The sequence below is a fragment of the Deltaproteobacteria bacterium genome (assembly GCA_016931625.1).
In the GTDB taxonomy this organism is placed as follows: domain Bacteria; phylum Myxococcota; class XYA12-FULL-58-9; order XYA12-FULL-58-9; family JAFGEK01; genus JAFGEK01.
Map to the genome: position 1 here is coordinate 12,900 of JAFGEK010000027.1, position 24,598 is coordinate 37,497.

The 24,598-nt window shown below is 41.1% G+C and carries 22 protein-coding genes; 10 read left to right on the forward strand and 12 right to left on the reverse strand.

Annotated features, from left to right (window positions below):
- Positions 1-18 precede the first annotated feature (18 nt).
- On the reverse strand, positions 19-612 hold the full coding sequence (locus JW841_02380; protein MBN1959769.1) for an FHA domain-containing protein: 594 nt from the start codon (positions 610-612) through the stop codon (positions 19-21).
- 165 nt (positions 613-777) lie between these two features.
- Between JW841_02380 and JW841_02385 the strand changes: the two genes are divergently transcribed.
- From JW841_02385 to JW841_02395, 3 genes are read left to right on the forward strand one after another with little or no spacing between them, the layout of a single operon-like run.
- Positions 778-2,097, forward strand: a complete 1,320-nt coding sequence (locus JW841_02385; GenBank protein ID MBN1959770.1) for a VWA domain-containing protein — start codon at positions 778-780, stop codon at positions 2,095-2,097.
- Positions 2,098-2,108: 11 nt separating this feature from the next.
- Positions 2,109-3,671 carry a HAMP domain-containing histidine kinase gene (locus tag JW841_02390; protein ID MBN1959771.1) on the forward strand — a complete coding sequence of 521 codons (1,563 nt, stop codon included), beginning with the start codon at positions 2,109-2,111 and terminating at the stop codon, positions 3,669-3,671.
- The gene (locus tag JW841_02395) at positions 3,668-4,360 is read left to right on the forward strand and encodes a response regulator transcription factor (protein ID MBN1959772.1); all 693 of its coding nucleotides are present in this window, start codon (positions 3,668-3,670) and stop codon (positions 4,358-4,360) included. Before JW841_02390 ends, JW841_02395 begins: the two co-directional genes overlap by 4 nt.
- 28 nt (positions 4,361-4,388) lie before the next feature.
- Here the strand turns inward: JW841_02395 and JW841_02400 are convergent, their stop codons facing one another.
- The gene (locus tag JW841_02400; protein ID MBN1959773.1) at positions 4,389-4,670 is read right to left on the reverse strand and encodes a BrnA antitoxin family protein; all 282 of its coding nucleotides are present in this window, start codon (positions 4,668-4,670) and stop codon (positions 4,389-4,391) included.
- On the reverse strand, positions 4,654-4,950 hold the full coding sequence (locus JW841_02405) for a BrnT family toxin (GenBank protein MBN1959774.1): 297 nt from the start codon (positions 4,948-4,950) through the stop codon (positions 4,654-4,656). Before JW841_02405 ends, JW841_02400 begins: the two co-directional genes overlap by 17 nt.
- Before the next feature lie 407 nt (positions 4,951-5,357).
- Here JW841_02405 and JW841_02410 point away from each other — a divergent pair, with 407 nt between their 5' ends.
- The 3 genes from JW841_02410 (at position 5,358) to JW841_02420 (ending at position 9,195) form a co-directional block, all read left to right on the forward strand.
- The gene (locus JW841_02410; GenBank protein MBN1959775.1) at positions 5,358-6,602 is read left to right on the forward strand and encodes a hypothetical protein; all 1,245 of its coding nucleotides are present in this window, start codon (positions 5,358-5,360) and stop codon (positions 6,600-6,602) included.
- Positions 6,603-6,717: 115 nt separating this feature from the next.
- Positions 6,718-9,006: a hypothetical protein gene (locus JW841_02415; protein ID MBN1959776.1), complete on the forward strand. Its 2,289-nt coding sequence runs from the start codon at positions 6,718-6,720 to the stop codon at positions 9,004-9,006.
- 42 nt (positions 9,007-9,048) lie between these two features.
- A complete protein-coding gene (locus JW841_02420) occupies positions 9,049-9,195 on the forward strand; it encodes a hypothetical protein (protein ID MBN1959777.1) in 147 nt (48 codons plus the stop codon).
- Between the two features lie 35 nt (positions 9,196-9,230).
- On the opposite strand, the gene JW841_02425 is transcribed toward JW841_02420, so the two are convergent.
- Both JW841_02425 and JW841_02430 read right to left on the reverse strand, forming a co-directional pair.
- Positions 9,231-9,659 carry a PIN domain-containing protein gene (locus JW841_02425; GenBank protein MBN1959778.1) on the reverse strand — a complete coding sequence of 143 codons (429 nt, stop codon included), beginning with the start codon at positions 9,657-9,659 and terminating at the stop codon, positions 9,231-9,233.
- Positions 9,660-9,665: 6 nt separating this feature from the next.
- Positions 9,666-9,887 (reverse strand): hypothetical protein, encoded by a 222-nt coding sequence (locus tag JW841_02430; protein MBN1959779.1) that lies wholly within the window; start codon positions 9,885-9,887, stop codon positions 9,666-9,668.
- 222 nt (positions 9,888-10,109) lie between these two features.
- Here JW841_02430 and JW841_02435 point away from each other — a divergent pair, with 222 nt between their 5' ends.
- A complete protein-coding gene (locus tag JW841_02435; GenBank protein MBN1959780.1) occupies positions 10,110-10,328 on the forward strand; it encodes a hypothetical protein in 219 nt (72 codons plus the stop codon).
- 6 nt (positions 10,329-10,334) lie between these two features.
- Here JW841_02435 and JW841_02440 read toward each other — a convergent pair whose 3' ends face one another.
- From JW841_02440 to JW841_02470, 7 genes are all read right to left on the reverse strand, one after another.
- Entirely contained in the window at positions 10,335-10,610 is a 276-nt protein-coding gene (locus JW841_02440; protein ID MBN1959781.1) for a type II toxin-antitoxin system RelE/ParE family toxin, read from the reverse strand.
- Positions 10,600-10,800 (reverse strand): hypothetical protein, encoded by a 201-nt coding sequence (locus JW841_02445; GenBank protein MBN1959782.1) that lies wholly within the window; start codon positions 10,798-10,800, stop codon positions 10,600-10,602. The genes JW841_02440 and JW841_02445 overlap by 11 nt, the downstream gene beginning before the upstream one ends.
- Positions 10,801-11,006: 206 nt before the next feature.
- Positions 11,007-12,158 carry a substrate-binding domain-containing protein gene (locus tag JW841_02450; GenBank protein MBN1959783.1) on the reverse strand — a complete coding sequence of 384 codons (1,152 nt, stop codon included), beginning with the start codon at positions 12,156-12,158 and terminating at the stop codon, positions 11,007-11,009.
- A gap of 32 nt (positions 12,159-12,190) precedes the next feature.
- Positions 12,191-13,672 carry an ABC transporter substrate-binding protein gene (locus JW841_02455; protein ID MBN1959784.1) on the reverse strand — a complete coding sequence of 494 codons (1,482 nt, stop codon included), beginning with the start codon at positions 13,670-13,672 and terminating at the stop codon, positions 12,191-12,193.
- Positions 13,673-13,744: 72 nt separating this feature from the next.
- On the reverse strand, positions 13,745-14,590 hold the full coding sequence (locus JW841_02460; GenBank protein MBN1959785.1) for a hypothetical protein: 846 nt from the start codon (positions 14,588-14,590) through the stop codon (positions 13,745-13,747).
- Between the two features lie 57 nt (positions 14,591-14,647).
- Positions 14,648-16,639 carry a protein kinase gene (locus tag JW841_02465; protein MBN1959786.1) on the reverse strand — a complete coding sequence of 664 codons (1,992 nt, stop codon included), beginning with the start codon at positions 16,637-16,639 and terminating at the stop codon, positions 14,648-14,650.
- 29 nt (positions 16,640-16,668) lie between these two features.
- Positions 16,669-20,238, reverse strand: coding sequence for a hypothetical protein (locus tag JW841_02470; protein MBN1959787.1), 3,570 nt, complete (start codon positions 20,236-20,238; stop codon positions 16,669-16,671).
- A gap of 199 nt (positions 20,239-20,437) precedes the next feature.
- Here JW841_02470 and JW841_02475 point away from each other — a divergent pair, with 199 nt between their 5' ends.
- From JW841_02475 to JW841_02485, 3 genes are all read left to right on the forward strand, one after another.
- Positions 20,438-21,535, forward strand: coding sequence for a substrate-binding domain-containing protein (locus JW841_02475; GenBank protein MBN1959788.1), 1,098 nt, complete (start codon positions 20,438-20,440; stop codon positions 21,533-21,535).
- 93 nt (positions 21,536-21,628) lie between these two features.
- On the forward strand, positions 21,629-23,167 hold the full coding sequence (locus JW841_02480) for an ATP-binding cassette domain-containing protein (protein MBN1959789.1): 1,539 nt from the start codon (positions 21,629-21,631) through the stop codon (positions 23,165-23,167).
- 5 nt (positions 23,168-23,172) lie between these two features.
- A complete protein-coding gene (locus tag JW841_02485) occupies positions 23,173-24,396 on the forward strand; it encodes a sugar ABC transporter permease (protein ID MBN1959790.1) in 1,224 nt (407 codons plus the stop codon).
- The last annotated feature ends 202 nt before the right edge of the window (positions 24,397-24,598 follow it).

Genomic DNA, 24,598 nt, shown 5'->3' on the forward strand with positions numbered 1-24,598 from the left:
ATCAAGGCATAAACCGGGCTAAATCTCAGTATAACGACGTAGTGCGATAGGATCGCGCAATAATTCCCACATACGCCCGGTTGAAAAAAACCAAGCAATAAGGTTACCACCCAATCTTAAATAATTATCATCTTTAATAGCTTTAGGCTCACGTACAGGTAGTTGTACCTCACCAAGCCAGGTGCTATTACGAGAACCAAGATCCATTACCATCCATTTATTGTTCTTTTTCTGCGGTGGAATAAAAGCCACATGCGCATTGGATATGGAGGCAACAGGAACAACTAAATCCTGGCTCATAGCGCGACCGAGAATGATACCTGCATGACTAGCATCGGTCTGCAATTTACGAATCGGATGGATAAAACTCATACCACCTTCGTATAATTCATAACGTGCAACTTGGGTTTCATTTTCACGTTCAATATTGGCACTAATGAGCAGAGCTTTATCCCACAATTTGCTACGAGTGTAGATTATAAAAGGATTTGGCCATTTGCATTCAAAACCAAAACGACTACTAGTCATTGCTTCTGATTGAAATGGCTCGATATGCAGCGGCAAAACGTCGCGACGGAAGCCTGGAGGATTATTTTTCGAAGAAGTCTTCATAATTTAAATTGGTTAGCATAAATGCAAACAAACGCTATATTTGTAAAGCATTATTGTAAAATAACTTTTACAACTAACTTACATCAATCTCACCAATAATAGCACGAAGATAGGTAAGCTTCATTTATAAACAGTTATACTGTGTTAATATTCAGGAGGCAAACCATGCCAAAACTAGCATTTATCTTAGGATTATTTTTTCTTGAGCACGGACTTATCCCCGCGTCAGCACAAGCAAAATCAACAGTGATTGTCGAACCACAAATTAGCAATCCGCTAGTGCTTGTGGGTCAACCAGCGAAAATTTTCTTAAAAATAGGGCTAACTGGTATTTTGCCAGAACAAGAATTTAGAGCTCCGGTTAATTTAGCCATTGTATTGGATCGTTCTGGTTCTATGAGTGGGCGCAAACTGGCTCAAGCTAAAGAAGCCGCAATTTTAGCAGTTAATCGTCTGACACCTGAAGATACGATTTCAATTGTAGTGTATGGGAGCACGGTCGACGTTATTGTCACTCCACGTCATGTCACTAATAAACGAGCGATTATTAACGCTATTTCATCGATAAGATCTTATGGTAAGACCGCTTTGTTTGCTGGTGTAAGTGTTGGCGCCGAACAATTGCGCCGCTATCTTGATCGTAACCGGGTAAATCGCATTATTTTACTCTCGGATGGTTTAGCAAATGTTGGTCCGAGTTCTCCTTTTGAACTAGCTTCTCTTGGTTCAAGCCTAACCAAAGAGGGTATTTCGGTTACCACCATGGGTTTGGGACTTGGGTATAACGAAGATCTAATGTCACGTTTAGCTATGGCTGCTGATGGAAATCATGTTTTTATTGAAAATTCAAACGACTTACCGAGGATATTCACTCTTGAATTGGGTGATGTGCTTTCTGTCGTAGCCCAAGACGTATATATCGAGCTCAAATTACCAGATTATGTACGCCCTCTGCGCTTACTTGGACGCGATGGATTAATTAACGGCCAAAATATTAGCGCCCATCTCAATCAAGTTATCGCGAGCCAAGAAAAATATTTGTTGCTTGAATTAGAAGTAAAAGCTCCTAATGTTGCACAGCAAAAACCTGTTGCTGAAATACTTTATAACTACCGAGAATTAAATGGCAGTCAGCAATCTGGACATACTACGGTTATGATTGAAGGTTGTGAATCACCAAAAAAAGTTGAAAACTCTCTTAATAAAAGTGTTGTCGCTGCTGCGGTTGAGCTTATTGCTAATGAACAAAATAAATTAGCATTAACTCTTCGTGATCAAGGAAATATTGCAGAAGCTCATCGCGTGTTAAAACAAAATGAAAGCTATCTTAACCAACAAAGCACTAAATTAAAAAGCAAACGACTAAAAGAGCTTGAAAAACAGAATGCTGAACAGTCCAATAACCTTGACGAGCATAATTGGGGACGTTCGCGTAAAATAATGCGTGATATGCAAGTGAAATCATCCACTCAGCGTAGTTATTAAAGTTAAGCAACATGCCACGACGACTGCTATTGGCAATGATCGTTTTATTTCTTGCCCCAGTGCTAATGCTTGCCGTCGTGGCTATTCGTGCCGTTAACACTGAACAAAAAATTATCGAAACACGTTTTGCCACTCTAAGTAAAAATCGCCTTATCGATTTACGAGCTCGGGTAACTACATTGCTTATAACTCGTGCCCGACAGCTTGAAAAATTTTCAATTACAGACACACTAAAACCCGAAGAATTGCGTTCTCTTACTCGCAATATTACTTTTGTAACTCAGCTACTACTCGTTAATAAAAACGGTACTATTATTTATCCCTCACCTAATGCAGCACAAACTAATGCTGAAAAAGAGTTTTTACAGCGTACTGCCCAACTATGGAAAGCTCGTGATTCTTTTATACGTCCCAGTGATATAGCTACAGAGGTTAATCAACGTTCCGGTTGGTATACTTGGTATTGGGAAAATGGTCTCGAAGTAATGTATTGGCGTCGTTTAAATAATCAAACCATTGTAGCTTTTGAAATAAGTCGCCCACGCCTACTTGCTGATATAATAGCAACCTTACCGGTGCGCCAAAATCAAGAATCAGTATCTAATGGTTGTACACGACTTACTGATAGCCGCGGTCAAGCTCTTTACCAGTGGGGGGAATGCCTAGAAACTGATGCAAAGCAGCCCTTTGTTGACATTGCTTTAGATGAACCCCTTGAAGCTTTACGTCTGCAATATTTTACTGCTGCTAACTTTACGAGCAGCATACTAACTAGCAGTCAGCTTGCAATGTTCGCAGGTATTACCGCGGTTGTTTTCACTATCGCCTTATTAGGTGTCTATGTTTTTCGGGAAAACACTAAAACTCTTCGCCAGGCTCGTACTCGTGTTTCTTTTGTTAATCAAGTTTCACATGAATTAAAAACACCACTAACCAATATTCGCATGTATGCCGAAATGTTGTTGTCACGGCTTGAAGATGATCCTGAAGTAGACCCTAACAACGAACATTATTTACGTGTGGTGGTCTCTGAAAGCCAGCGGCTAACCCGCCTAATCGCTAATGTTCTAACCTTTGCTCAACGCGAGCGTAAAGAACTTACGCTTCATCGCTCGGTGCAAGTGTTAGACCAGGTTATCGCAAATGTAATTGAACAATTCGCACCAGCATTAGTGCAAAAACAAATGAATATACGCTTTGATTCAGGGGCGCCAACACCAGCACTTTTTGATGCAGATGCAGTAGCACAAATCACCGCCAACTTAATTAATAATGCGGAAAAATATGCCCGTGCTGGTGGTGAAGTCTTAATCACCACGCAACAACATAAAGCCCAATTACGTATTAGTGTTATTGATCGTGGCGAAGGTATCGCCAAAGAACATGCCCACAAAATATTTGCGCCGTTTACGCGCCTTAGCAATAAAGTTACCGAAGGGGTCTCAGGCACTGGTATTGGGTTAACTATTGCTCAAGCTTTAGCACGTTTGCACGGTGGCGATCTAAAACTTATACCAAGCGACATTGGTGCACATTTTGAAGTAACTTTGCATGCTCCCGAGGTACAAACATGAAAGTCCTGATTGCCGAAGATGATACCAACATTCGTGCCGGCCTAATTGATATTCTCAAAGGTGAAGGGTATGAAACTTTCGCCGCAGCTAATGGTACTGAAGCGCTGGCGTTATTTGTTAGCGAACGACCTGATTTTATTTGCCTTGATATTATGATGCCTGGCAAAAGCGGCTATGATGTTTGTCGTGAAATTCGTAAAACCAACGAAACCATACCTATTGTCTTTATTACCGCTAAGAGCGAAGAAATTGATAAAGTAGTTGGTCTTGAACTTGGCGCTGACGATTTTATTACCAAGCCTTTTGGGGTCAAAGAAGTCATCGCGCGCATTCGTGCAGTTAGCCGACGCTGTAATGCTATGAGTACTCCTGTAAAAACTGATACTGTTTTTTGCCTTGCTGACTTAATGGTGGCACCGCTTGAACTGCGCGCCTGGCGTGGCAATAATGTAATAGAATTAAGCCTGCGTGAAATGCGCCTTTTACGATTGCTTTATGATAATGCTGGTCAAGCTGTAACTCGCGATCAAATTTTTAATGAATGCTGGGGACTTGATTTTGTACCTAACTCACGCACACTTGATCAACATATTGCCCAGCTACGAAAACGTATTGAACAAGACCCAAAAAATCCCCAAATTATTCAAACTGTACATGGAGTCGGGTATCGTTACGAAAAAGGTGATTAATCAGGCTAGTGTAAACGAGACGTTAAAACTATTTTTGTGTGTGCGTGATGATATATTCACGTAGAGCTTTGTTGATGCTGGTTTGATAGGCCCCCTTACGTGCTTTAAACCAGGCAAGAACATCACGATCGACACGAATTGAAATGGATTGTTTTAGGGGTCGGTAGAACTTGCCACGTACCGCGTTGTCCCAATCCTCGATTTCGGGGATATCGCTGAAATCTAGCTCGCTGTCTGGCTTCAAAGCCAAGGCTCGAGCTTCGGCATCTAATTGAGCATCGTTTTCTTGTTTTTTATTTTTGCCGTTCATATGCTTCTCGTTCTTGTCGTGATGCGCGTCGCGCCGAGATGATGCGGATGACATCGATTTCCTCCTCATTTTCACTCTGCTCTGTGTAAACCACGAGTAAAATAACGATACCACGGACCAGGCCGGTTGTAACCCAACGTTGCTCACCATAATCGAAACGCTCGTCAATTTTGGTTAAGCAACGCGGATCTTGAAACACCTCTATCGCCAGTTCGAAGCTGACACCGTGTTTGAGCACGTTGAGCCGACTCTTCTCTTCGTCCCAAACAAAGTCATTCACTTGGTAAGTGTATACAATTTAGTATATACATGCAAGAGTTTTTAATACCCTTTGTTATAATATCCTTTGTTTTAATACCCTATTTTTTGGGTTAACTCTCTAAGTCTCTATCGCGGTCGCGATGCAGCTCTTTTTCTTTGACGGAAAAAGGTGTCACCCACTGACATATGATAGCTCATGAGGCCTTGGGTATAATTCGCAAACCATTTGAGCTTGATAAGTTAGCAAATACAATTAATGACGCATTGCATTTATAAAATTCGCAAAAAATTTAAAAAAATTAGCACCAATTTACTACTAAGTGACGATAAGAGTTGTGAAAAAACAACAAATAAATCAATAACGATTTTTTAAAAAAAATGCTTAATGCTTAACCAGCAATGTTTACAATAAAGTGGAGTGATTAAATGACTGAATCAATAGGTACTATACATAGAGGGGCACCAGATAGAAAGATTGCTAGCGATGACAAAAACAAGTTAATGCAAAATAAAGCAACTGCTGGGAAAGCCGATCAAATTGATAAAGCTAGAAGACATAGACGAAACAAGGGCCACAAATTCGTTATTGTCACTTGTCCGGCTGATAAAACTACTGTCCGTTGTCCCATTCTCACTGGGCAAGATGGTCGCTTAATTACAGCAAAATATAACCCACTTATTAGCCTACAGCCTGGTGTTTCGCCGCAAACTCAAAAAATAATATTAACTGCCACTCTGCCTAATAGTGCAGCAAAAATTAACCCTGCAACAACGCCAAACAATAGCCCTGCACCAATAACAATAACTACGACATCGCAACTAGGAGAGGTGGCAACTCTTGGTGCTGCAGGGGCACTATATAGAATTTTAGACAATTTTGGGGATATCAAAGTAACCAAAGAAGGGGATACGCTGCAAAGTTATGTCTATGACCCAAATGATCAGCCAGCAGCTGAATTCACTAGCACCAAATTTAATTATTTAGCCTTTGGTTCATTTGGTACCTATGGCTGGCACGGCGCTGGTGTTCCAACCACGCCGCTTTTGTATAAAGATTTGCCCGTAATGCAAATTAATATCGCTGAAAATACTGCTGAAGCTGGCTTAACAACGACGGCTTTACTTAGAAACAAGCATGGCGGGCATGGAAGTGTTGATGGTAGAGACTGGAGAAAAAAAATTATTCAATGGAAAGAGGGAGACTATGTTCCCGAAATTTCACCTCCTCCAGAACCTGATGTAGACATACCTACTACCGATACTCCTCAACCATCTGAATTTGCAGCCGCTAACCTGGCTTGGCTTACTGCTTTCGCTTCAGGTGATGATTGGATTTCTATTTATGACCCAAACCGTTGGAATAAATTACATAAAAAACCTACGCCTACAGATGATGGCAATCCAGAGAAACAACCACCGCCTCCACAGCCATCTCCTACTTCTCAGTTTACAGCTAGCAGCAGCTTTAGATATGGCCCATACGGCTCGATATCCTGTTTAGCTAGCAATGGCAGCAATACATTTAGTATACCATCTTATAATTTTCAGGTGAGCGGGCTTAGTGCATCGGTTGAAAAAGCCCTGCAATCTAAGACTTTTTGGGCTGGATGTGCGGGAGTCATTGGTGGTATCATTATCTACTACTGGTGGGTCCCTTTGTTGGCACTATAGATTCTCCTCAATCATCAACCATATAACTTATTATCATCCTTAATAGGGGGTGTCCCTAATTCATTTTCTGGTTGTTAATCACTAATAGTTGTAGTTAAGCTGTCTTAATTACAATATGACTACAAGCCGCCTTGCTCCTCTTATTGCTCTTATCTCCTGTGCTACTTTGCTGCTTGAACTAACTATTGTACGCTTGCTTTCCGTAGCTTTATGGTACCCTTTTGCTTTTGTAGCGTTAGGTACCGCTTTGCTTGGCTTTGGCATGGCGGCAGTCAGCTTGGCGATAAGCAAATATTTACAACGTCTTGATGCCAAGCTTATTTTACGCAGCGCTGCGCTTTTTTTTGCCATCGCTAGCATTGGTGGCTATCCGCTCTGGAATGCCTTGCATGCTGATCCGGTAAGCATTGCCATGGCGCCAAAACAAATATTTCTGGTCGCTCTCTTACTTATCTTGATCACCTTGCCATTTATTGGCGCCGGTTTATTTATGGCGCGCGCTTTTGCACTAAACAGTCGCTCCTCGCCAATTTTATATGCCGCAGATCTTAGCGGCGGCGCTCTAGGAGTAGTTACTTACACCCTCATTTTTCCATTGCTCGGCCCTGGCACTTTGGCATTTGTCGCTGCCTTAGCAGTTTTAGTTGTAGTCTTGCTCGCAACAAAGCGAAGCCGACGCTTTACTTGGTTTTGCGGTTTTGTTTTTTTGGCGGTTGTTTCACTGCGACTTGAACATTTTATACCCCTAAATATCAGCAAAAATAAAATTCTTGGTGCCAGAGACTTTAAAACTGTAAGGCACTGGACGGTAGGCTCAGCAATCGACATACTTAGCGCTAATAAAGAACGTCTACTCATCATTGATGGCGGTACGGCACTTAGCGCTTTAGTTCACTTAAAACCTGATACTACCCTAGCGCCGCCTCAAGGCTTGCGAGCGCTGCCTTACCTTTTAGGCCCGGGCCATTCTACCCTAATTATTGGTTCTGGCGGCGGTGTTGAAATTCTTGCCGCCTTAGGGGCCGGCTCGCAACGCATTCTGGGCTTAGAGATTGATCATGCCATTAATCAAATTGTCCGCGGCCCCTTAACCGGCGCCTTATTACAACAACCACAAGTTCAAATCCTTGATGCTGAAGCTCGTTCATATCTAGCTGCGGTTGACGAAAAATTTGATGCTATCGTGGCTTTTCATACTATTTCAAACGCTGCCAGCAGTACTGGTGGCCTTGCTTTAGCTGAAAATTATCTGCTTACTCGTGAAGGACTACAATTAATCCTTAATCACTTATCTGATGATGGGGTTTTAATTATCAGCCGCCCTGAAGCACAACTGGGTAGGCTAGCAGCAACCATGGCCACAGCTTGGCCAACCTCTTATCCACCAATTACTGCTTGCACTATCGCTGTAGCAGCAAGCCAAGAAATACCTAATTTCTTAAGCGCCTTAGTGGTACGTCGTCAGCCATTTACTCAAGATGATATTAGTCGCCTTAAGCCTTATATTGGCCGCTTGTTGTACGCCCCTAATGGTGGTGGTGATAGCCAAGCTTTCTTAAATAATGCTTTAAGTGGCCTTAATAATTTAGCGACAGCAATAAAACTTTCCTATCGTCCGGCGGTTTTAACACCAACTTTTGACGACCGTCCGTTTTTTAATCTGCTGCAACCTTGGAGCGCTATTAGCTTAAATGATATCGCGAGAGTTTTTGGTAGCGGGCAATCAGCTCGCGCTCGCCTCGAAGATATTCCTATGGCTCAGGTAGCCATTCTAACCCTTTTATTTTTGGTATTGCTACTTGCATCACCGCTAGTTGCCATTGCCAGTCTACATTTACGCCGAGCTCAACTATCTGCTCGCTCTATAGCCACTACTTTTATCTATTTTTCTGCGCTCGGTTTGGCTTTTATGTTACTCGAACTGGGATTAGTTCAAAGTCTTACTCGTTTAATTGGTATGCCCGCTCATTCGCTAGTAGCTGTTTTAGGAGCGCTTTTAGCTGCCACTGGCATCGGTAGCTTTATTTTAGCCGGTAAATTGCAGCTTAATGACAAATCTACCGCAGCTATCGCCATTATTGCTACTATTATTGTGGCTTTTATTGTACCTGCTGTTGTTGATGTTTCAGCGGCCCTTAGTTTTTCATTGCGTATAGTAGTTACGGTTAGTTGTGTGGCGATCACCGGCTTTTTGTTAGGCGGCCCTTTTGCTGCGGGCCTTCGCGAACTTACTGATCCAAGACTAGTTGCTATCGCTTGGTCTGCTAACAGTATGGCTTCAGTAGCCGGAAGCGTCGCCGCACTTATTATTAGCTCTGCTTTTGGTTTTGCCACTGCCGCACTCATTGCCGGGGGATGCTATCTAATCGCCACACTAGTCGCCCATCTGCGGTTAAAAAATTAGAGATCTCCCGACATAGAACAAGGGTCGTTCGGTGGTGCGCTTATGGCTTCGGTTGGTTATCAATGGCGTGTGCGAAAGTATTTAGCTTTCAACGCTGAAGCTTTTACCGGATTTTATCGCGGCATCGATGAAGATGAAAATAGTATTCGCAATGCTATTTTTGGTTTAGGTCTTGGGGCTGGATTTTAGAACAAAAAAATACTTATAACATTACCCCTATAAATTCATTCATTAATAAACGGATTGCAAATTTTAACATCACTAATTTGCATACCATGCTGTAAATCTTCGGTATATATAATATCACAACCTGCTTGTACGGCTGCCGCCACAATAAGACTATCATACCAAGATAATAGATATCGTTCACATAACTGTATCGCAATATGATAAAGATTTTCACTTGGATATACCCGACAAAGAGGCAATAAAACCTCATCAAGATACATGTGACATTCGCTACAGCTAAAAGGCACAACAAATTTTCGCATAGCTAAATTACAAAATTCTTGCACCACTTGTGATGAGATTAACCCATTGCAACTAGTTAATGCTTTTTGCACTAAATCTATACAATGTTCTTTTTTTTGTGGGGATGAATTGTCAAAAGTATATACAAAAATATTAGTATCAAGAAAAAAAAGTTGTGGCATTTTTATTTAATGACGCGTGTTAGCTTCGTCACGAGTAAAACGTCGTCCAGAATTTTTATGTCTCAAATTATTCATTAAAGATTTATAGTTGTTAGCATAATAATCTTGACCAATATAATTTTTCAACCAAAGGCGAAATTTATCATTAAGCGTGACATTTTCAGATGCAGCTTTCGCACGAGCATTTTTAATCAACAATTCGTCAGCACTAAAAGTGATATTACGCATTACACTATATTATAGTGTACACTAATTTCGTGTCAATATTGTCTAATAATTTTTTTATATGTGCTATTTCTGGCTAGTTTTCAGGTGGAAATCATATGGCCGGATTTGAGGTGAAAACTGAGAACTAGATATTATTGCGCTATTTACGATTAAATGAGAAAAATATGAATATGTCGCTAGTTAAAGAATACGCAAAAGTATTAGAACAAGAAGAATTATTCGATGAACTTTCTAAGTCAAAATGATGCCGCTGAAATGCTAGCTGATGCACAATCAAATGAACGATGTGCGGTATTATCTGAATGTTTAAAAAATGACGATCTATCCTCTTATAGTGCTGAACAACGTTTACAAATACTCTTTGATATAAGCGATACCGCAATTGCTTTAGCTGGATACCCAATCGACCGCCATTTAATTAAAGGTAATTTTTATCTTTAATGTAATTTATTGTCTACGTAATAATCTTTGATAGACTTCGCGACGATGAGCTATACCGATAATATATATCACTATCTCTGTCGCATGCACTTCATAAATTAAGCGATAATCTTCAAAACGTATTCGATAAGCATTGGGGCGACCCTTTAACTTGGCAGCATTATTAGGTCTTGGTTCAATAGCCAAATGGTCAATTGTTTCTTTTATTTTTTGTCTTAATGGTGATTTTAGTTCTTGTAGTTCGTCTACTGCCTTGCGATGCAATACAATTTTATATTCCATCGCGTATATCTTTCCATTCTACCCAAGGACCTTCGCGACGCTCATCAATTAATGCAACATCTTTGGCATCTTCAAGCCACATCATAATTGCTTCTTGCACAACAGCTTGTTGCTTTAAGCCATGAGCTTCACAAAAATTATCAAGTTCATGCTTAAGTTTTTCATTTATTCGATGAGTGATGGTTAACATAATAACAGATTAGCTCATTATGCAATCAATTGCAAGCTTTTGCTATCATTTTATCCGATTCTATGCTATCATATTGAATTATATATAAATTTTTGGTGTCTGGCACCATTTTGTTGGGCATTATTTTGTTGTATATAAAAAAACCCTTCGTAACTATGAACAAAATACATAGTTACGAAGGGCTAAGTTATTTTATAGATAAATTATTATTCTGCTACAAGATCGCAATCTGGCAGTGCTTGTGTGAAGTCATAGCTGTCCCACATTGTTGCCATAAGGCTACGACCAGCTTCAGTACAGATGACGTCAATACCTGAATCGGTCCATGCCTTTTCATAAGTCTTAGTACCTTTAAGTACATTGTAAATCATCTGAATTGTATCATAGCCCCATCCCCAATATTTTTGACCAATTAAAACATGAAGTTGGCCAGCTTCCATATAATCAAGCTGAATTGGCAGAGTATCAAAGGCAGCAGTATACACGCGCTCGGCAACAGGTTTTGTACCTGCAGCTTTCCACAACGGTAAACTAGCGCTTAATTCTTCGTCAAATAATGCCCAAGCACCAACTAAAAAGATACCGGCTAAATTATCGATAGTCGTAACCGCGGTACCCTCAGCATCATTTACGGGATCTACATCGGTACTACCTAAAATGAGTTCCATCATTTGCGCCTGCAGAGCACCACTTTCACCAGTTACATAATAAACCGTATCGGCATTAAAAGTTGTACCTAAAGCAGTATTGGCTGCGGCAAGGCCGGCTTTAAAACCATTAATACGATCATTAAGATTTGCTGCACCACTTTCGCCACTAAGAATGACAAAGTTACCAGCTGTTCTGGTTGGTGTATCGGTAATAACTTTTTTCGCCAAGGCGCGCGCAGCTAAAGTGCCACCTTCGGTATTACTTACCCCAAGATAGGTAAAACGATCGCTTGCTGGGGCATCAGAGTCCCAAGTCATTACTTTGATACCTTTGGCGACAGCCGCATTAATAGTTGCATCAAGCGCTGTTACATTAGTTGCCGAAATGCCAATACCGTCAACCGGTAAATTAACCGCTGCTTCTAATACCGGTAGTTGCTCTTCAACAGTCGCATCTTTCGGACGTGCGGTGTCGTAGATAAGGGTAACTTTATCTGGACCAGCATCGGTGAGTTCTTTAGCTTTTAACAAAGCTCCTTGGTAGCCGGCTTTAAAAACACTGTTATCGACACCTTTTGATATCCAAGCAATTTTGTATTCTTTGGCTTCTTCTTTGTCGTCATCACCGCAGCCAACTACTAACACAGGTGCGATTAACAAGACCACAATCCATGTAAAGTCTAACAACCGGTTCTTATACTTACGCATACGTTGCTCCTTTGTTTTCGATGAACTGCGATTTACCACCCAAGCCACTCATCTTTTAGTACTAAAGGCAAACTATCATCTATTTTTTGTTTATTATCATTACCAATATAATAAATAGCTACAGTAGCCTGTGGACGATGATCACTACTTGTATATGTAATAGGTGAAGCCGTCAGACCCTCAAGATATACCTCATTAAACGATTCAAAAGAATTTTTCAAAGCTTCACCCTTGACTTGTTCCGGGGTTACACTCCCCAGTGAATCAATAAGTCGTTCTGCTGCAAGTTTCCATGCCATTACTGCAGTTACACCATAAACATATTCGATTACTTCATAATCAGAGTTTGATAAGCCTGCTGGTTTAAAACTCGACCATTGACGTTTTGCAGCCATTGCTTCTTCAACAATTGTCATTCCGGTAACCGAAGTATCATGATAAAAAGGCATAGATTGTATGCCATGCAACCTTGAACGATTATTTAGGCTGTTATTTAAGGCAGTAATAATAAAACGCTCATCAAATGACCAATTATTGGCTATAATTTTAACATCAAAGTTAAGTACATCATGATTATGTGTCTCAACTCTAATAGCTTCGATTGCGTTATTAATTGCGTTAATAGCTAGCTGAGCCGTTTTGCGAGTATTGCCAATCCATATCCAGTCAACCATCTGGTAATCGGCAACAGTATCTTTATGAACAACTTCGGCCTCTAAGTAATCATAAATAATCGTATTATAATCGGTCTGATTGCCATCTAATGACAAGACTAAATCGCGACCGATTGCTACCCCACTAATCTCATTGGCAATTTGTACTTTTGCAGCCTTTGTCGGGATAGAACAAAGATCATTACTGCAAGCAAAAAAACCAACCCGTTTGCCAGATTGTTCTGCTATATAATTCATGGCTATACGCGCTGCAGAAGAACTATCGGTAGGCTGAAAAAATACGTAAGGATAGCCATTTGATCCCAAGGTATTAGTAATGCTAGTCAGGTTAAATGTATTATCTAAACTTGGTACAGTTACCGAATAAGTTTTACTACTCGGAGCCGCGCAATCACCATTATTAGCAATACCAACAACAACTTGATTATCATTAGAAGCTGTTGGACCAATGGCTTTTAATGAAACATTGCCCAGAGTAAAAATTGCAGAAACCTGTGACCATTCTGCACTAAGCTTCCAGCTAGAATAAATACTATTACTTTTACCAGTATCATTACCACCATCAACATACTCATAATCGATTTGACAACCCCGTATACCGCCATTGTCGTTAAGTAGCTCTAAGTAATCGATAACCCCTGCAGTTGCAGGTATGCCAATCTCACTTATATTACTCGACTGATCACCAAGAATACGTAATTGAATTGTGCCTTCACAACGGCCTTCAGGAGCTTTCTTGCGATCTTCTATACCAAGTATCGCCCCACAACCGACGAGAAAAAATGTGCCTGCACTCGCTAACGCCAATATCCTCAAAATCGCTGCTTGTCGTAGTTTCACGATGATCACCTTCAACGTCTAATAACCGTTTCGTTACTACTAGTTGATTCTAAAACTTGCAAATTGCACTAATTAAAATGATGCATTTAATAAAACACTGGCGCCTTTATCGGTCACCACAGGTGTAACACTAACCGAGTCATTCACAAATAGTTTTGGTGACAGCGACGGTAATAAAATCATCACTATACCCCCAGCGGTAGCCGCTAAACCAACACTAGTAACAATTGTTGATAACATAGCTTTATCTTTTGCGTCTTTGCTTAGTTTAACCCCGCGAGTATCATAACATATTTTTCCTTCACATAATTTCTTGGCGTCATCGTTCTTAGTTTTTGCCTGGTAGCCAAAATAAAGGCCAAGGCCAGTAGCACCTACGCCAATAACCGTAGTTACAATACCCATGTTGCGAGTACGTTCTTTAGTGAAAAATGGGCCCTGCGCTCGAGCTGTGCCAACTACCCCGCCTGAGCCACCTTGCCCCTCGACTGGTGCGGCAGCAGCAGCTATTTTTGCGTCTTCAAGAACCTTTAAGCGTTCAACGGTTTTGCGCACTAATTCAGGATCTGAATCAGAGGCTGAAATATAACGGCGATAAAACTCTATGGCAGGATCGCGTTGATTAAGTTTTTTATCGTAAATGGTAGCAATATTAAAAAGTAACGCCCCTGCTGGTTGAACCTGGTAGGCTTCTAAATACAAAGCAATCGCGCCAGCATAATCTTTAGCTTGGTATTTAGCCATTGCTTTTTCGCTTAACTGTTCAACTTTTTTAACATCACCAGCAGCGGTCTCAGCAGCGCTAAGTTGACATGGGATATTTATCAGCAAGCCCACAACGCTTACTATACCGAGCCATGTTAATATCGAGCGTTGTTGCGAAATGATTCGCGGTAAGCGCCTAATTTGTGTATCCATTGTTACTCTCCCAAATACTCTTCAGTGGTCCATATAGCTATTATAAGCTTTCAGACCCTAGTCATTACCAAGTACCTTCACCTTAGGTTTTTTGCCAGATTCTTCTTCATCAATAGTTTTAATAGTAGGACTATCAGCTGTAATTGTACGTATTTTTGGTTTTATTTTTTTAGGCGGCGGCTTTACCGGAACAACTGGCTCTGGTTCTGGTGTAGTCGGTGTTACTGCTGTTGATGGCTCGCTCGGTATTATTGGTGTTGATGCATTAACTGGTATGGGTTTCTTGGGTGGTGTTAAACGTCGTGGTGTTCGTGCAGTGCGTGTTTTACTTCGCGATGAAGATGTTGCCTTCTTTTTAAGCTCTAATTCTACCAGGGTATAAAAACCATCCGGCCCCGTCGCTACCGCAGTATCGATCGCTACGTCTTTACGTCTATAATCATCAAGCGATAAAGTAAAAACTTGTAATCCTAAAGGTACGGTCAACTGCATCGGGGTATGGCCAACAACTTTTCCTTGCCATTCAACTTCGGCATCACTTGGATCACTATCAAGTCGCACCGTGGCCGATTGGACTGGTTCTGGTGGGGGTGGCTGTACAACTTTTGGTGGTTTTATAAGGTTTGGTTCTGTGCCTAAGTTGCTATTGGCATTAGTAGAATCTGCTGTATTTGCTGGCATCACTGCGGGTGCCGGTTGAAGTTGTACACCAGACCAGCGTAAAACAATACCACTAGCCAAAACTACTCCAACTGCAACAAAAGCAAGCACTGCCCCAATAGCTGCACCAACGAGTAAGCGCGACCAACGCCGTGGTGATATTGGTTCAACATAATTGGCCGACGATGATAAAATAAGACTGCGACTAGCCACTCTTGCGGCTTCTAAATCTGCATAATTAATAGCTGACGCAGGTGGTGGCACTGACGATGGTGATAACGATGGTGGCTTAACTGCCGATGCACCAAGCCACCCTCCAGGTCCCATAGAACCAGCCGTAGGTGCATGCTCGCCACTATCAACAACATCAAGGTCGTCAACCTCATCTACATCATCAACTTCTTCAAGTTCATCAGGATCATCAAGCCTGATAGCTTCGTCGATCCAGGCTATTGCGCAACGCCGAGCATGCTCAGCTTCTTGTGCAAATACTGTACGCATACGCTCAGCAATCTGATTTTGCGAGATAGTTTTGCCTGTAGATGCAAGATAACTCTCAATATCATTTTGCATCTCTTTGGCGCTGGCATAGCGCTCTTGCGGATTAATACGCAAAGAACGATCAAGTATATTTTGCAGCATTTCTGGTACGCCGCGTACAATACTATTTATATTCGGAAGCGAACCAGATTCGAATTTTTGCTTAACTACTTCTTGAGTGCCTTTAAGTAACGGCCCACGTGCAATAATCTCCCAAATCAGCGCACCAACTGCAAAAATGTCTGTACGATTAGTGATCGTACGAGAAGTTAGTTGTTCAGGCGCGGCATAAAACGGGGCATTGGGATCAGCTGAACCCTCACGTCGTAAATCAACTCTAATACCAGCACTTTCTAAGCCAACAACTTTAGTTACACCATCGTAAGTAACCACAATGTTGCGCGGATGAATACCTCCATGCACAATGCTTAAAAATTCACCTGCAGGTCCCCGCAGCTGATGTAAATATTCGAGGGCTGATAGAACATCTAAAACCATACGTAATAGAAGCGTATGCGGAAAAGCATTACGAATAGCACGTGACGCCTCTAGCAGTAAGGCAAAGTTCTGACCAGCTAGATACTCGCTTACAAAAGATAAGCTGTATGGATCACCCTCAACATCGTAAACAATGGCTAGATTGTTATGATTGGCACGTTTTAAGTTACGAACTGTAGTTAGCAAGCGCAATCTTTCGTCAGGTCCACCTAAAACCCCTGGCAGTGGATATCGTACTAAAACTAATTGCTTGCTATTGCCTGATCCTTTACAAGCAGCCACATTTACACGATGAGGAAATACCTCACCAATCTGGGCGATCAGCTGATATTTGCCTACATTGTCACCCATGATTACACCATACCCCTTTTTATAAAACTTTACTTAATGTTTTCATCATCCATAAAATGAATCGTAGGTTCTTCATCAGCAGCTTCGAAATCAAGCAATGGCTCAACTACTTCAACCTCATCTGACGCAAAATCAATACGCGGCCCGCCATCTGGCTCAAAATCTATTATATCTTCTGCCTCATTAGCTACTGTTTGGTTAGCTGCGTTAGCTTTTATATGAGCCTCAGCCTGACGTTTAGCAAATCTTTGCTCTGCTGCTTGATGTGATCTTTCATCTGCTGCCAACCTAGCTGCCTGCTGGGTTAGCTTTTCTTGGCGTTTGTTTAGTTCTTGCTCACGTGTATCAAGCTTAGCATGTTGCTTTTGCAATAAGGCTCTCTCATGCTCTAAGGCTTTTTTCTCATTGTCTAAACTATCATCACGCTCACCAAGTAATGCCGTTTGGGACTTGTTTTGTTGTCGAACTGTCTTGAGTTCATCTTTTATGGTAGTAAGCTCTGATTCTTTGGCTGAATTATTCTTGTGCAATTGTGAAGTCTCAGCTTGAGCAGAAATCAAAGCCCCATGTAAGCGGGTTGTTTCAGATTTTTCAGTGGTGAGTTCTTTTTGTAACTGATCAACCTGAGATTGCAATGAGACTATTTCACCTTGGAGCCGCGAAGTCTCATGGCGTTCAGAAGATAATTCGCCCTGTAATTTAGCTACTTCTGTTGCCGTCTTGCTTAAATCTTCACGCAGTTCAATCTCGCTACTTTCAGTTTTGCGTTGGATATCAAGCAAACGACCCATTTCTTCGCTGGTAGTGGTCAATTGTTTTTCACGCTCAACCAGCGCTTTTTTCACATTGGCCAACTCTTTTTCGTATCGTGCACTTTCTGCAGAAGCGCTAGCCTTGTGATGATGCGAAGCTTGTTCAAAATCAGCAAGTTGACTTTGTAACTTATCGGCATCAAACTGCGCCTGGGCTAATTTTGATTCTTGTTGAGCGATGGTTTTTTCTGCATCACTTAAGCGTGATTCAAGACGCTTAACTGCCAGCTCTTTATCACTAAGTTGTTTCTCAAAAGTTTGAAATGTTTTTTCAGTTTCGCGCTTATCTGTTTGCTGCTTGTGTTGTGCTGCTTTTTCAATTTCGCTAATTTGCTTTTTATTTTCTGCAAGTTCTTTTTCTGCTTGTTTCAATTGCGAAAGCAAGCGCTCTTTTTCTTCGCGGGCGCTGCGTAGCTGTTCTTCAATATTAGTAGCATTTTTGCCTAAAGAGCGTGTTTCATCTAATTTAGCTGAAAGATCTTGTGCTTGTTGACGAATTTCTGCTTCTTTTTGTTTAAGATTTGATTCAAGTTCAACAATCCGTTGTTCAGCAGTCTTTTGCGCTGCTTGCAGATTTTGCGTCTTACTATTTGCAGATGATAACTGTTGTTGAAGCTTTTCAATTTCTTGTTGATTTGTAGCACCACGCGCAATGAGTTCTTGATGGCTTTTATTCAACTGTTGATGTTCTTTGGCTACTCGTTCATGCTGTAACTGTAATTTTTCGAGTTCTTGAGTTCTTTCATCAACAGTCTTCTGCGCAACCGCCAAGCTTTTCTGCAGTGCTTTTTGTTCATCAGCTACACTGCTAAGTGCTTCTTTAAGTTCTTGTTTTATTTTATTTATCTGTTCGGTATATTTAACTTCGCGCTGTTCAATAGTTTTACGTTGTTGTTCGTGTTCTTTTTCTTGTTGCTCAAAAGTTTGCCGTCGCTGTTCTAAGGCATCACGTTGTTGTTCTAGGGCATTGCGTTGTTGCTCAAGATCTTGCTGTTTGCGTTCAAAACCTTGGCGCTGCGAAGCGATCGTTTTTTCACTTTCAGCCAATACCGCAGCACGTTGTGATAACTCATTTGCATGTTGTGTTAGCGCTTTAGTTTGCTCTTCTAAGGATCTTCGTTGCTGCTCTAGCTCTTGTTGTTTAGCTTCAATTTCAGCTACTTTAATTGCTAGTTCATTTTCAGTTTGGCTATGTTCATAACGTGCGGCAACACGCTTTTCTTCAATTTCGGATTGTGCCCGATCAACCTTTAATGCAAGCTTTTCTTCTTCTGCAGCTATGGCAGCTTCGCGCTCAGCAAGCACTGTCTCACGCTTTTCAAAAGTACGCTGGGCTTTAGCAAGCTCACGTTGAGCCTGCTCTAGAGCGGCTGCCTCTTGCTCGTTTTTAGCTGCTTGCAGCTTTTCTTGTTCACGCCAACGCGTAACACTTTCAGTTAATGTGCGTTGCTCTTTTGCAAGTTCATTTTGTAAGCGCTCACGCGTAGCTCGCTCTTGTTCAATTTTTGCTGCAATTTTTTGTTCTTCTTCGACTAAACTATTCTCTTTACGTTCAAGAGCACGCTGAGTTTTAACAAGTTCGCGCCTTGTTTGCTCAAATTCATCAAGCTGTGCTTGTTTGGCAGCATTAAACTCGCTTTCTTGGCGAGTAAGTTCTTTTTTTAGTTCGTTGTGCTGTCGGCGAATTTCTGCTTGTTGTCGTTTAAGCTCTGCCTTTTGATTTTCTAATTCTTCTTTTTCGTTTTGAAGTTCTATTAGTACTGCCTTAGCTTTTTCAATTTTATGCGCTTGCTTTTCTAACTCAGCCTCTTTGGCCTGATTTTCTTCGAGCATCTTGGCAACTTGCCGTTTTTGCTCAACAATTTCGGCTTTAATTTTAGCTTGTTCGGCGATCTTTTTTTCTTGCTCAGCAAGATTCGCTTCACGTTTATCGAAAGCACGCTGTATTTTGGCTAATTCTTGTTTTTCTTGATCCAGTTCAGCTTGCTTGCTGTTATATTCTTTTTCTACTTCACGCTGTAATTGATTACGTAGCTGTTCGCGCTGTTTACTTAACTCACGTTGTTGCTCTTGGCGGCGTAAATCTTCGAAACCTTGACGTACTTTATCAAGACGCTGATTTAAATCATTACATCCTTTAGCGCCAATAATTGGCTTTGCTAAAGCAATTACTGAAGCCGCTTCATCAGCCTCGACTGAACCATTTAAACCAGCTAATTCTGCACGATCGAGCAGTATTGTGGTAAGATTGCGTAAAATTTCTTCATCAGCCGAATTAGCTGCTACAGCATCTCGATATACCTGTAAAGATTCATCAAAACGATTGGTTTCGTATAAATGTTTTGCCAGAATTACGGTTTGCTCAGGCCGCCTTTGCGTTGGGGATTGATCCATAAGCTTTTTAATAAAGGATTTTTCTATAAACTCATGAACCGTTTGTATTACTTCTTTTTGACCCGAACAAAATTCAGCACCTGCACCACCATCAGAAATGTGACGCATGCGTACGCGTACTGAAAGTGGCTTGCTGCGCCCACTTAAATGTAGCTTTAATTCAATCTCTTCTCCGGATTTGAAGCCTGTTTTGCCTTTTAAAAATAAACCCGTACTACTTAAATTGCCGGTAAATGAAAAAGTACCTCTACCACCACGGTTATAGTCGGCGCGACACATCGACGAAAAACGTATACGTTTTCGACGGTCTTCTTGACGAATGCCTGCACCAATGGACTCAGCGTCGTTTTTGTTGGTTTTTCTATTTGTAGCAATCACTGACTTAGCTACCATGCGTTACGATATTACCGCCCACAACCCAAACATCAATTTTAACATTCATTATAGCATGCTGCCACGGATCATGATCCGAGTATAGATGATCCGCACACACAAAATAAAGAATTCGGCTACTTTAATTGCAAAATCTACGCATTTATTACTTTTCTTTTAGTAAAAGTAATTTACTTTCTTAGGTCTCTTGTGGCACGGTATGCCCGCGGTGTATGGCATAGCCGCTAGTAGTCACCATTTAAGGAGGTATAGAGTGAAAAGAGTTGCCCTGTTTTCTCTTACGCTCGCCGCGATCTTCGGTATCGCGTCATTGAGCCAAGCTAAAACCAAAATCGGTTTATCGTTCTCAGATTTCGCTACTGAACGTTGGGCTCGTGAACGTGATCAAATGACGAAGATTCTTCAAGACAAAGGTTTTGAAGTTCTCAGTCAAGAGGCTAACCATGATGCCAAGCTCCAAAATGACCAAATTAAAAATATGGTCACCCAAGGTGCTAAGGTAATTATTGTGGTCGCTGAAGATGGCGATGCGGCAGCAACAGCAGTTAACGATGTCGCTAAAAAAGGCGTTAAAGTTATTGCTTATGACCGCCTTATTAAGACATCAAAAATCGCTGCTTACGTGTCATTTGACAATGTTGACGTAGGTCGCAATCAAGCCAAAGGTGTTTTAGCTGCTAAAGATTCTGGTGATTTCGTATTATTAGGTGGCAGCCCAACTGACAACAACGCTCATCTGTTCCGCAAAGGCCAGATGGAAGTTCTCGATCCATTAATCAAAAAAGGCAAAATCAAAGTCGTTGCCGATCAATGGGTTGACAATTGGGACGCAGCTAATGCCAAGAAGCTAATGGAAAACATCATTACCGCTACTGGCAAAAAATTTGATGCCGTTGTTGCTTCAAACGACGGAACCGCCCTTGGTGCTATCGAAGCTATGCGCGCTGTTGGTATGGCTGGTAAAGTACCGATTTCAGGTCAAGATGCTACCGAAGCTGGTTGCAACTCAATCGCTCGTGGCGAACTCACTGTAACCATTCTTAAAGACACTCGTGACCTTGTTCCATTAGCATGCGATCTTGCTGCAAAACTTGCTAAGAAACAAAAAATCCCCGGCTTAAAGAACTTCAAACTTGCTGATCTTACCGGCGACAAAAAAGCCAAAGGCAATGTTGCTTGCAAGTTCTTACAAGTACATCAAGTTACCAAAGATAACTTGAAGAAGCTTGTTGTTGATAGCGGCTTCCAGCCCTATGAAGGTGTCTACAAAGACATCCCAAATCCTCCGGCAAAATAATTAGATTTTGACTATTTAATTATTGATGTGCCCCCGGCCCCTTTTTTGAATTAAAAAATATGAGGGGGCCGGGTTATTCTTGGGAGTGCATTGATGCAAGAGGACACTCTCCTTACCATCTCAAATGTTACAAAGCAGTTTCCAGGTGTTAAAGCTCTTGGTGACGTATCAATAAACATCAAACGCGGAGAAATTCACGGTTTGTGCGGCGAAAATGGCGCTGGCAAATCTACGTTAATGAAAATCCTTTGTGGGGTTTATCCGTATGGTACCTATGAAGGTAAAGTCATCTATGATGGTCAAGAGTTGAAACTCGGAACCAGCTCAATTATGCAAGCCATTAAAGAAGGCATTGCGATTGTCTACCAAGAGTTAACGCTTATTCCTAAAATGACGGTCGGCGAAAACATTTTCCTTGGCAAAGAGCCAATGCGCGGCCCTGTAGTTGATTGGAATAAGCTTTATGCTGATACTGCAAGCTTATTAAAAAAATATAAACTCAACGTTTCGCCTTATGATCTGGTAGAAGATCTTGGCATCGGTCAAATGCAAATGACCGAAATTGCCAAAGCACTATCCGAAAATGCTCGCGTTCTTATTCTTGATGAACCTACATCAGCCCTCTCAGAAGCTGAAGTGAACAAGTTGATGGAAATTCTCACTGAGCTTAAATCACAAGGCGTAACTTGTATTTATATATCACACAAGCTCGATGAATTCTTTCGTATAACCGATACCGTTACCGTTTTACGTGATGGCTGTGTAGTTACCACGCAACCGACCAAAGACCTAAGCATTGATCAGCTAGTAAGCTTAATGGTCGGTCGTGAAATGACCGAACGCTTCCCTAAAGGAAATCGCAAACCTGCTGAAGTGTTTTTAGAAGTTAAAGACCTTCATGCGACCGATCCAGACAACCCAAGCAAAAAAGTGCTAAAAGGCGTTAATTTATCATTAAAAAAGGGTGAGATTTTAGGTATTGCTGGCCTGATGGGCTCTGGTCGTACTGAACTCGTTTCAACTATTTTTGGCGAGTATGCTCATGTAGTTAAAGGTAAAATATTTGTCGATGGCAAAGAAGAAAAAATAAATAGTGCACGCGAGGCTATGGAGCTCGGTATTAGTCTTGTTCCTGAAGATCGTAAACGTTTGGGTTTGGTGTTAATGCAAACCATTTTGCAAAACATCAGTCTCCCAAATCTCGATCGCTTCTCTAAATTTATGTACATCAACAAAAATGCTGAACTTACCGAAACCATTAAGTACTCAAAGAGTTTGTCGATTAAAGCTCCCTCAGTGCATGTGGCGGTTGAGTCACTCTCTGGTGGTAATCAGCAAAAAGTTGTTATTTCGAAGTGGTTAATGTCTGAACCACGAATTTTTATTTTAGATGATCCAACTCGCGGTATCGATGTAGGTGCAAAATACGAAATTTATAAACTTATGAATCAGCTTGCCGAGAGTGGTTTTGCCATAATCATGATCAGCTCTGAACTTGAAGAAGTTTTAGGTATGAGTGATCGGGTTATGGTCATGTGGAATGGCCGTTCAAATGGCACTTTAGATATTGCTGATGCAACTGAAGAAAAAATTATGGCTCGCGCCACTGGCGTTGAAGTCGTTGAGGAATAAAAACTATGCTCGACACTCTTATTCAAGCTCTAAAGAAAAATCTACGCTCATATATTCTCATTATTGCTTTAGTAGCGATATGGCTAGCCTTTGGTATGGCCGCGCCAGGATATTGGACAGCTGACCACATCCAATCAGTAGTTACTCAAATGGCGATTATAGCCATTATGGCTTGCGGTATGGTCTTTGTCATTGTTACCGGTGGTATTGACTTGTCTGTTGGTTTTGGCGCGGGATTCGTCTCAGTTGTTGGTGCGGCGCTACTTTATTACGGCACCATCGAAGAGCCCTTAGTAAAAATGTTTCCTGATATGAGCGAAGGTGCCGTAGCTATAACTGTCACTATAGTTGTTATAATTTTATCTATTATTCTTGGTATTTTAATTGGTCTATTTCAGGGTTCGCTTATCGCTTATCTTAAAGTTCCACCTTTTATTGTTACCTTGGGTGGTATGTATATTTTTAAATCTGGTATTTTAATAGTTACCCAAGGTAAAACGCTTTTCTTCTCAAATGAAAGTTTTAAATTTATTGCCCAAGGATTTATACCTCCTATTGCAGGCTTAATTTTAGCGGCATTAGTTACACTTATCCTTTTTGTTTATGTGCTAGCTTCACGTAAACGCAAAATCAAACATGGTATTGACGTAGGCTCACTTACTATCGATATAATTAAAACATCCTTCAGCGCCTTGCTTATATTTGGCTACGTGTTAATCGTTAACCGTACATTTGATGAAGAAGCTATTCCTGAAATTAGTGGCGTTCCTTTTCTAGTTATCATTTTAGCGATTATTTTCACCCTAATGAGCTATATATCAACCAATACCCGTTTCGGTCGTTATACCTATGCTATTGGCGGTAATCGTGAAGCCGCAAGATTATCAGGTATTAATATCGATAAAACAATTCTCATGGTTTACGTGGCTATGGGAATTTTGGTCGCCGTTTCTGGTATCGCCTTAGCTGCTTATGTTGGCTCTGGCACTACTAGTGCTGGTCAAGGATATGAACTTGACGTCATTGCCAGTTGTATTCTTGGTGGCACTTCAACCTTAGGTGGTGAAGGCTCGGTCTTCGGTGCCATTGTCGGTGCCTTAATTATGCAGTCGTTATCAAACGGTTTGCAAATGATGAATGTAAGTTCAAACTTTCAATATCTTATCAAAGGTTTGGTGTTAATTTTAGCAGTCTTGGCCGATATCTCCATGAAGAAAAAACACGCTTAATTTTCTGCTTTAATTACATTATGCCAAAAAATTGCCTTACATAATAAATCGCGTAGTTTTTTGGTATAATGTCTCATCTTTTTGTTTTCAATCTCTTCACCATATTGTCGGTGATAATAGATATGATTACGAATAAGAACAGTTAAAATATGCAACTCAGGCATAGCAATTTTTAGTCCTAAATTATCCATTCAACCTACAC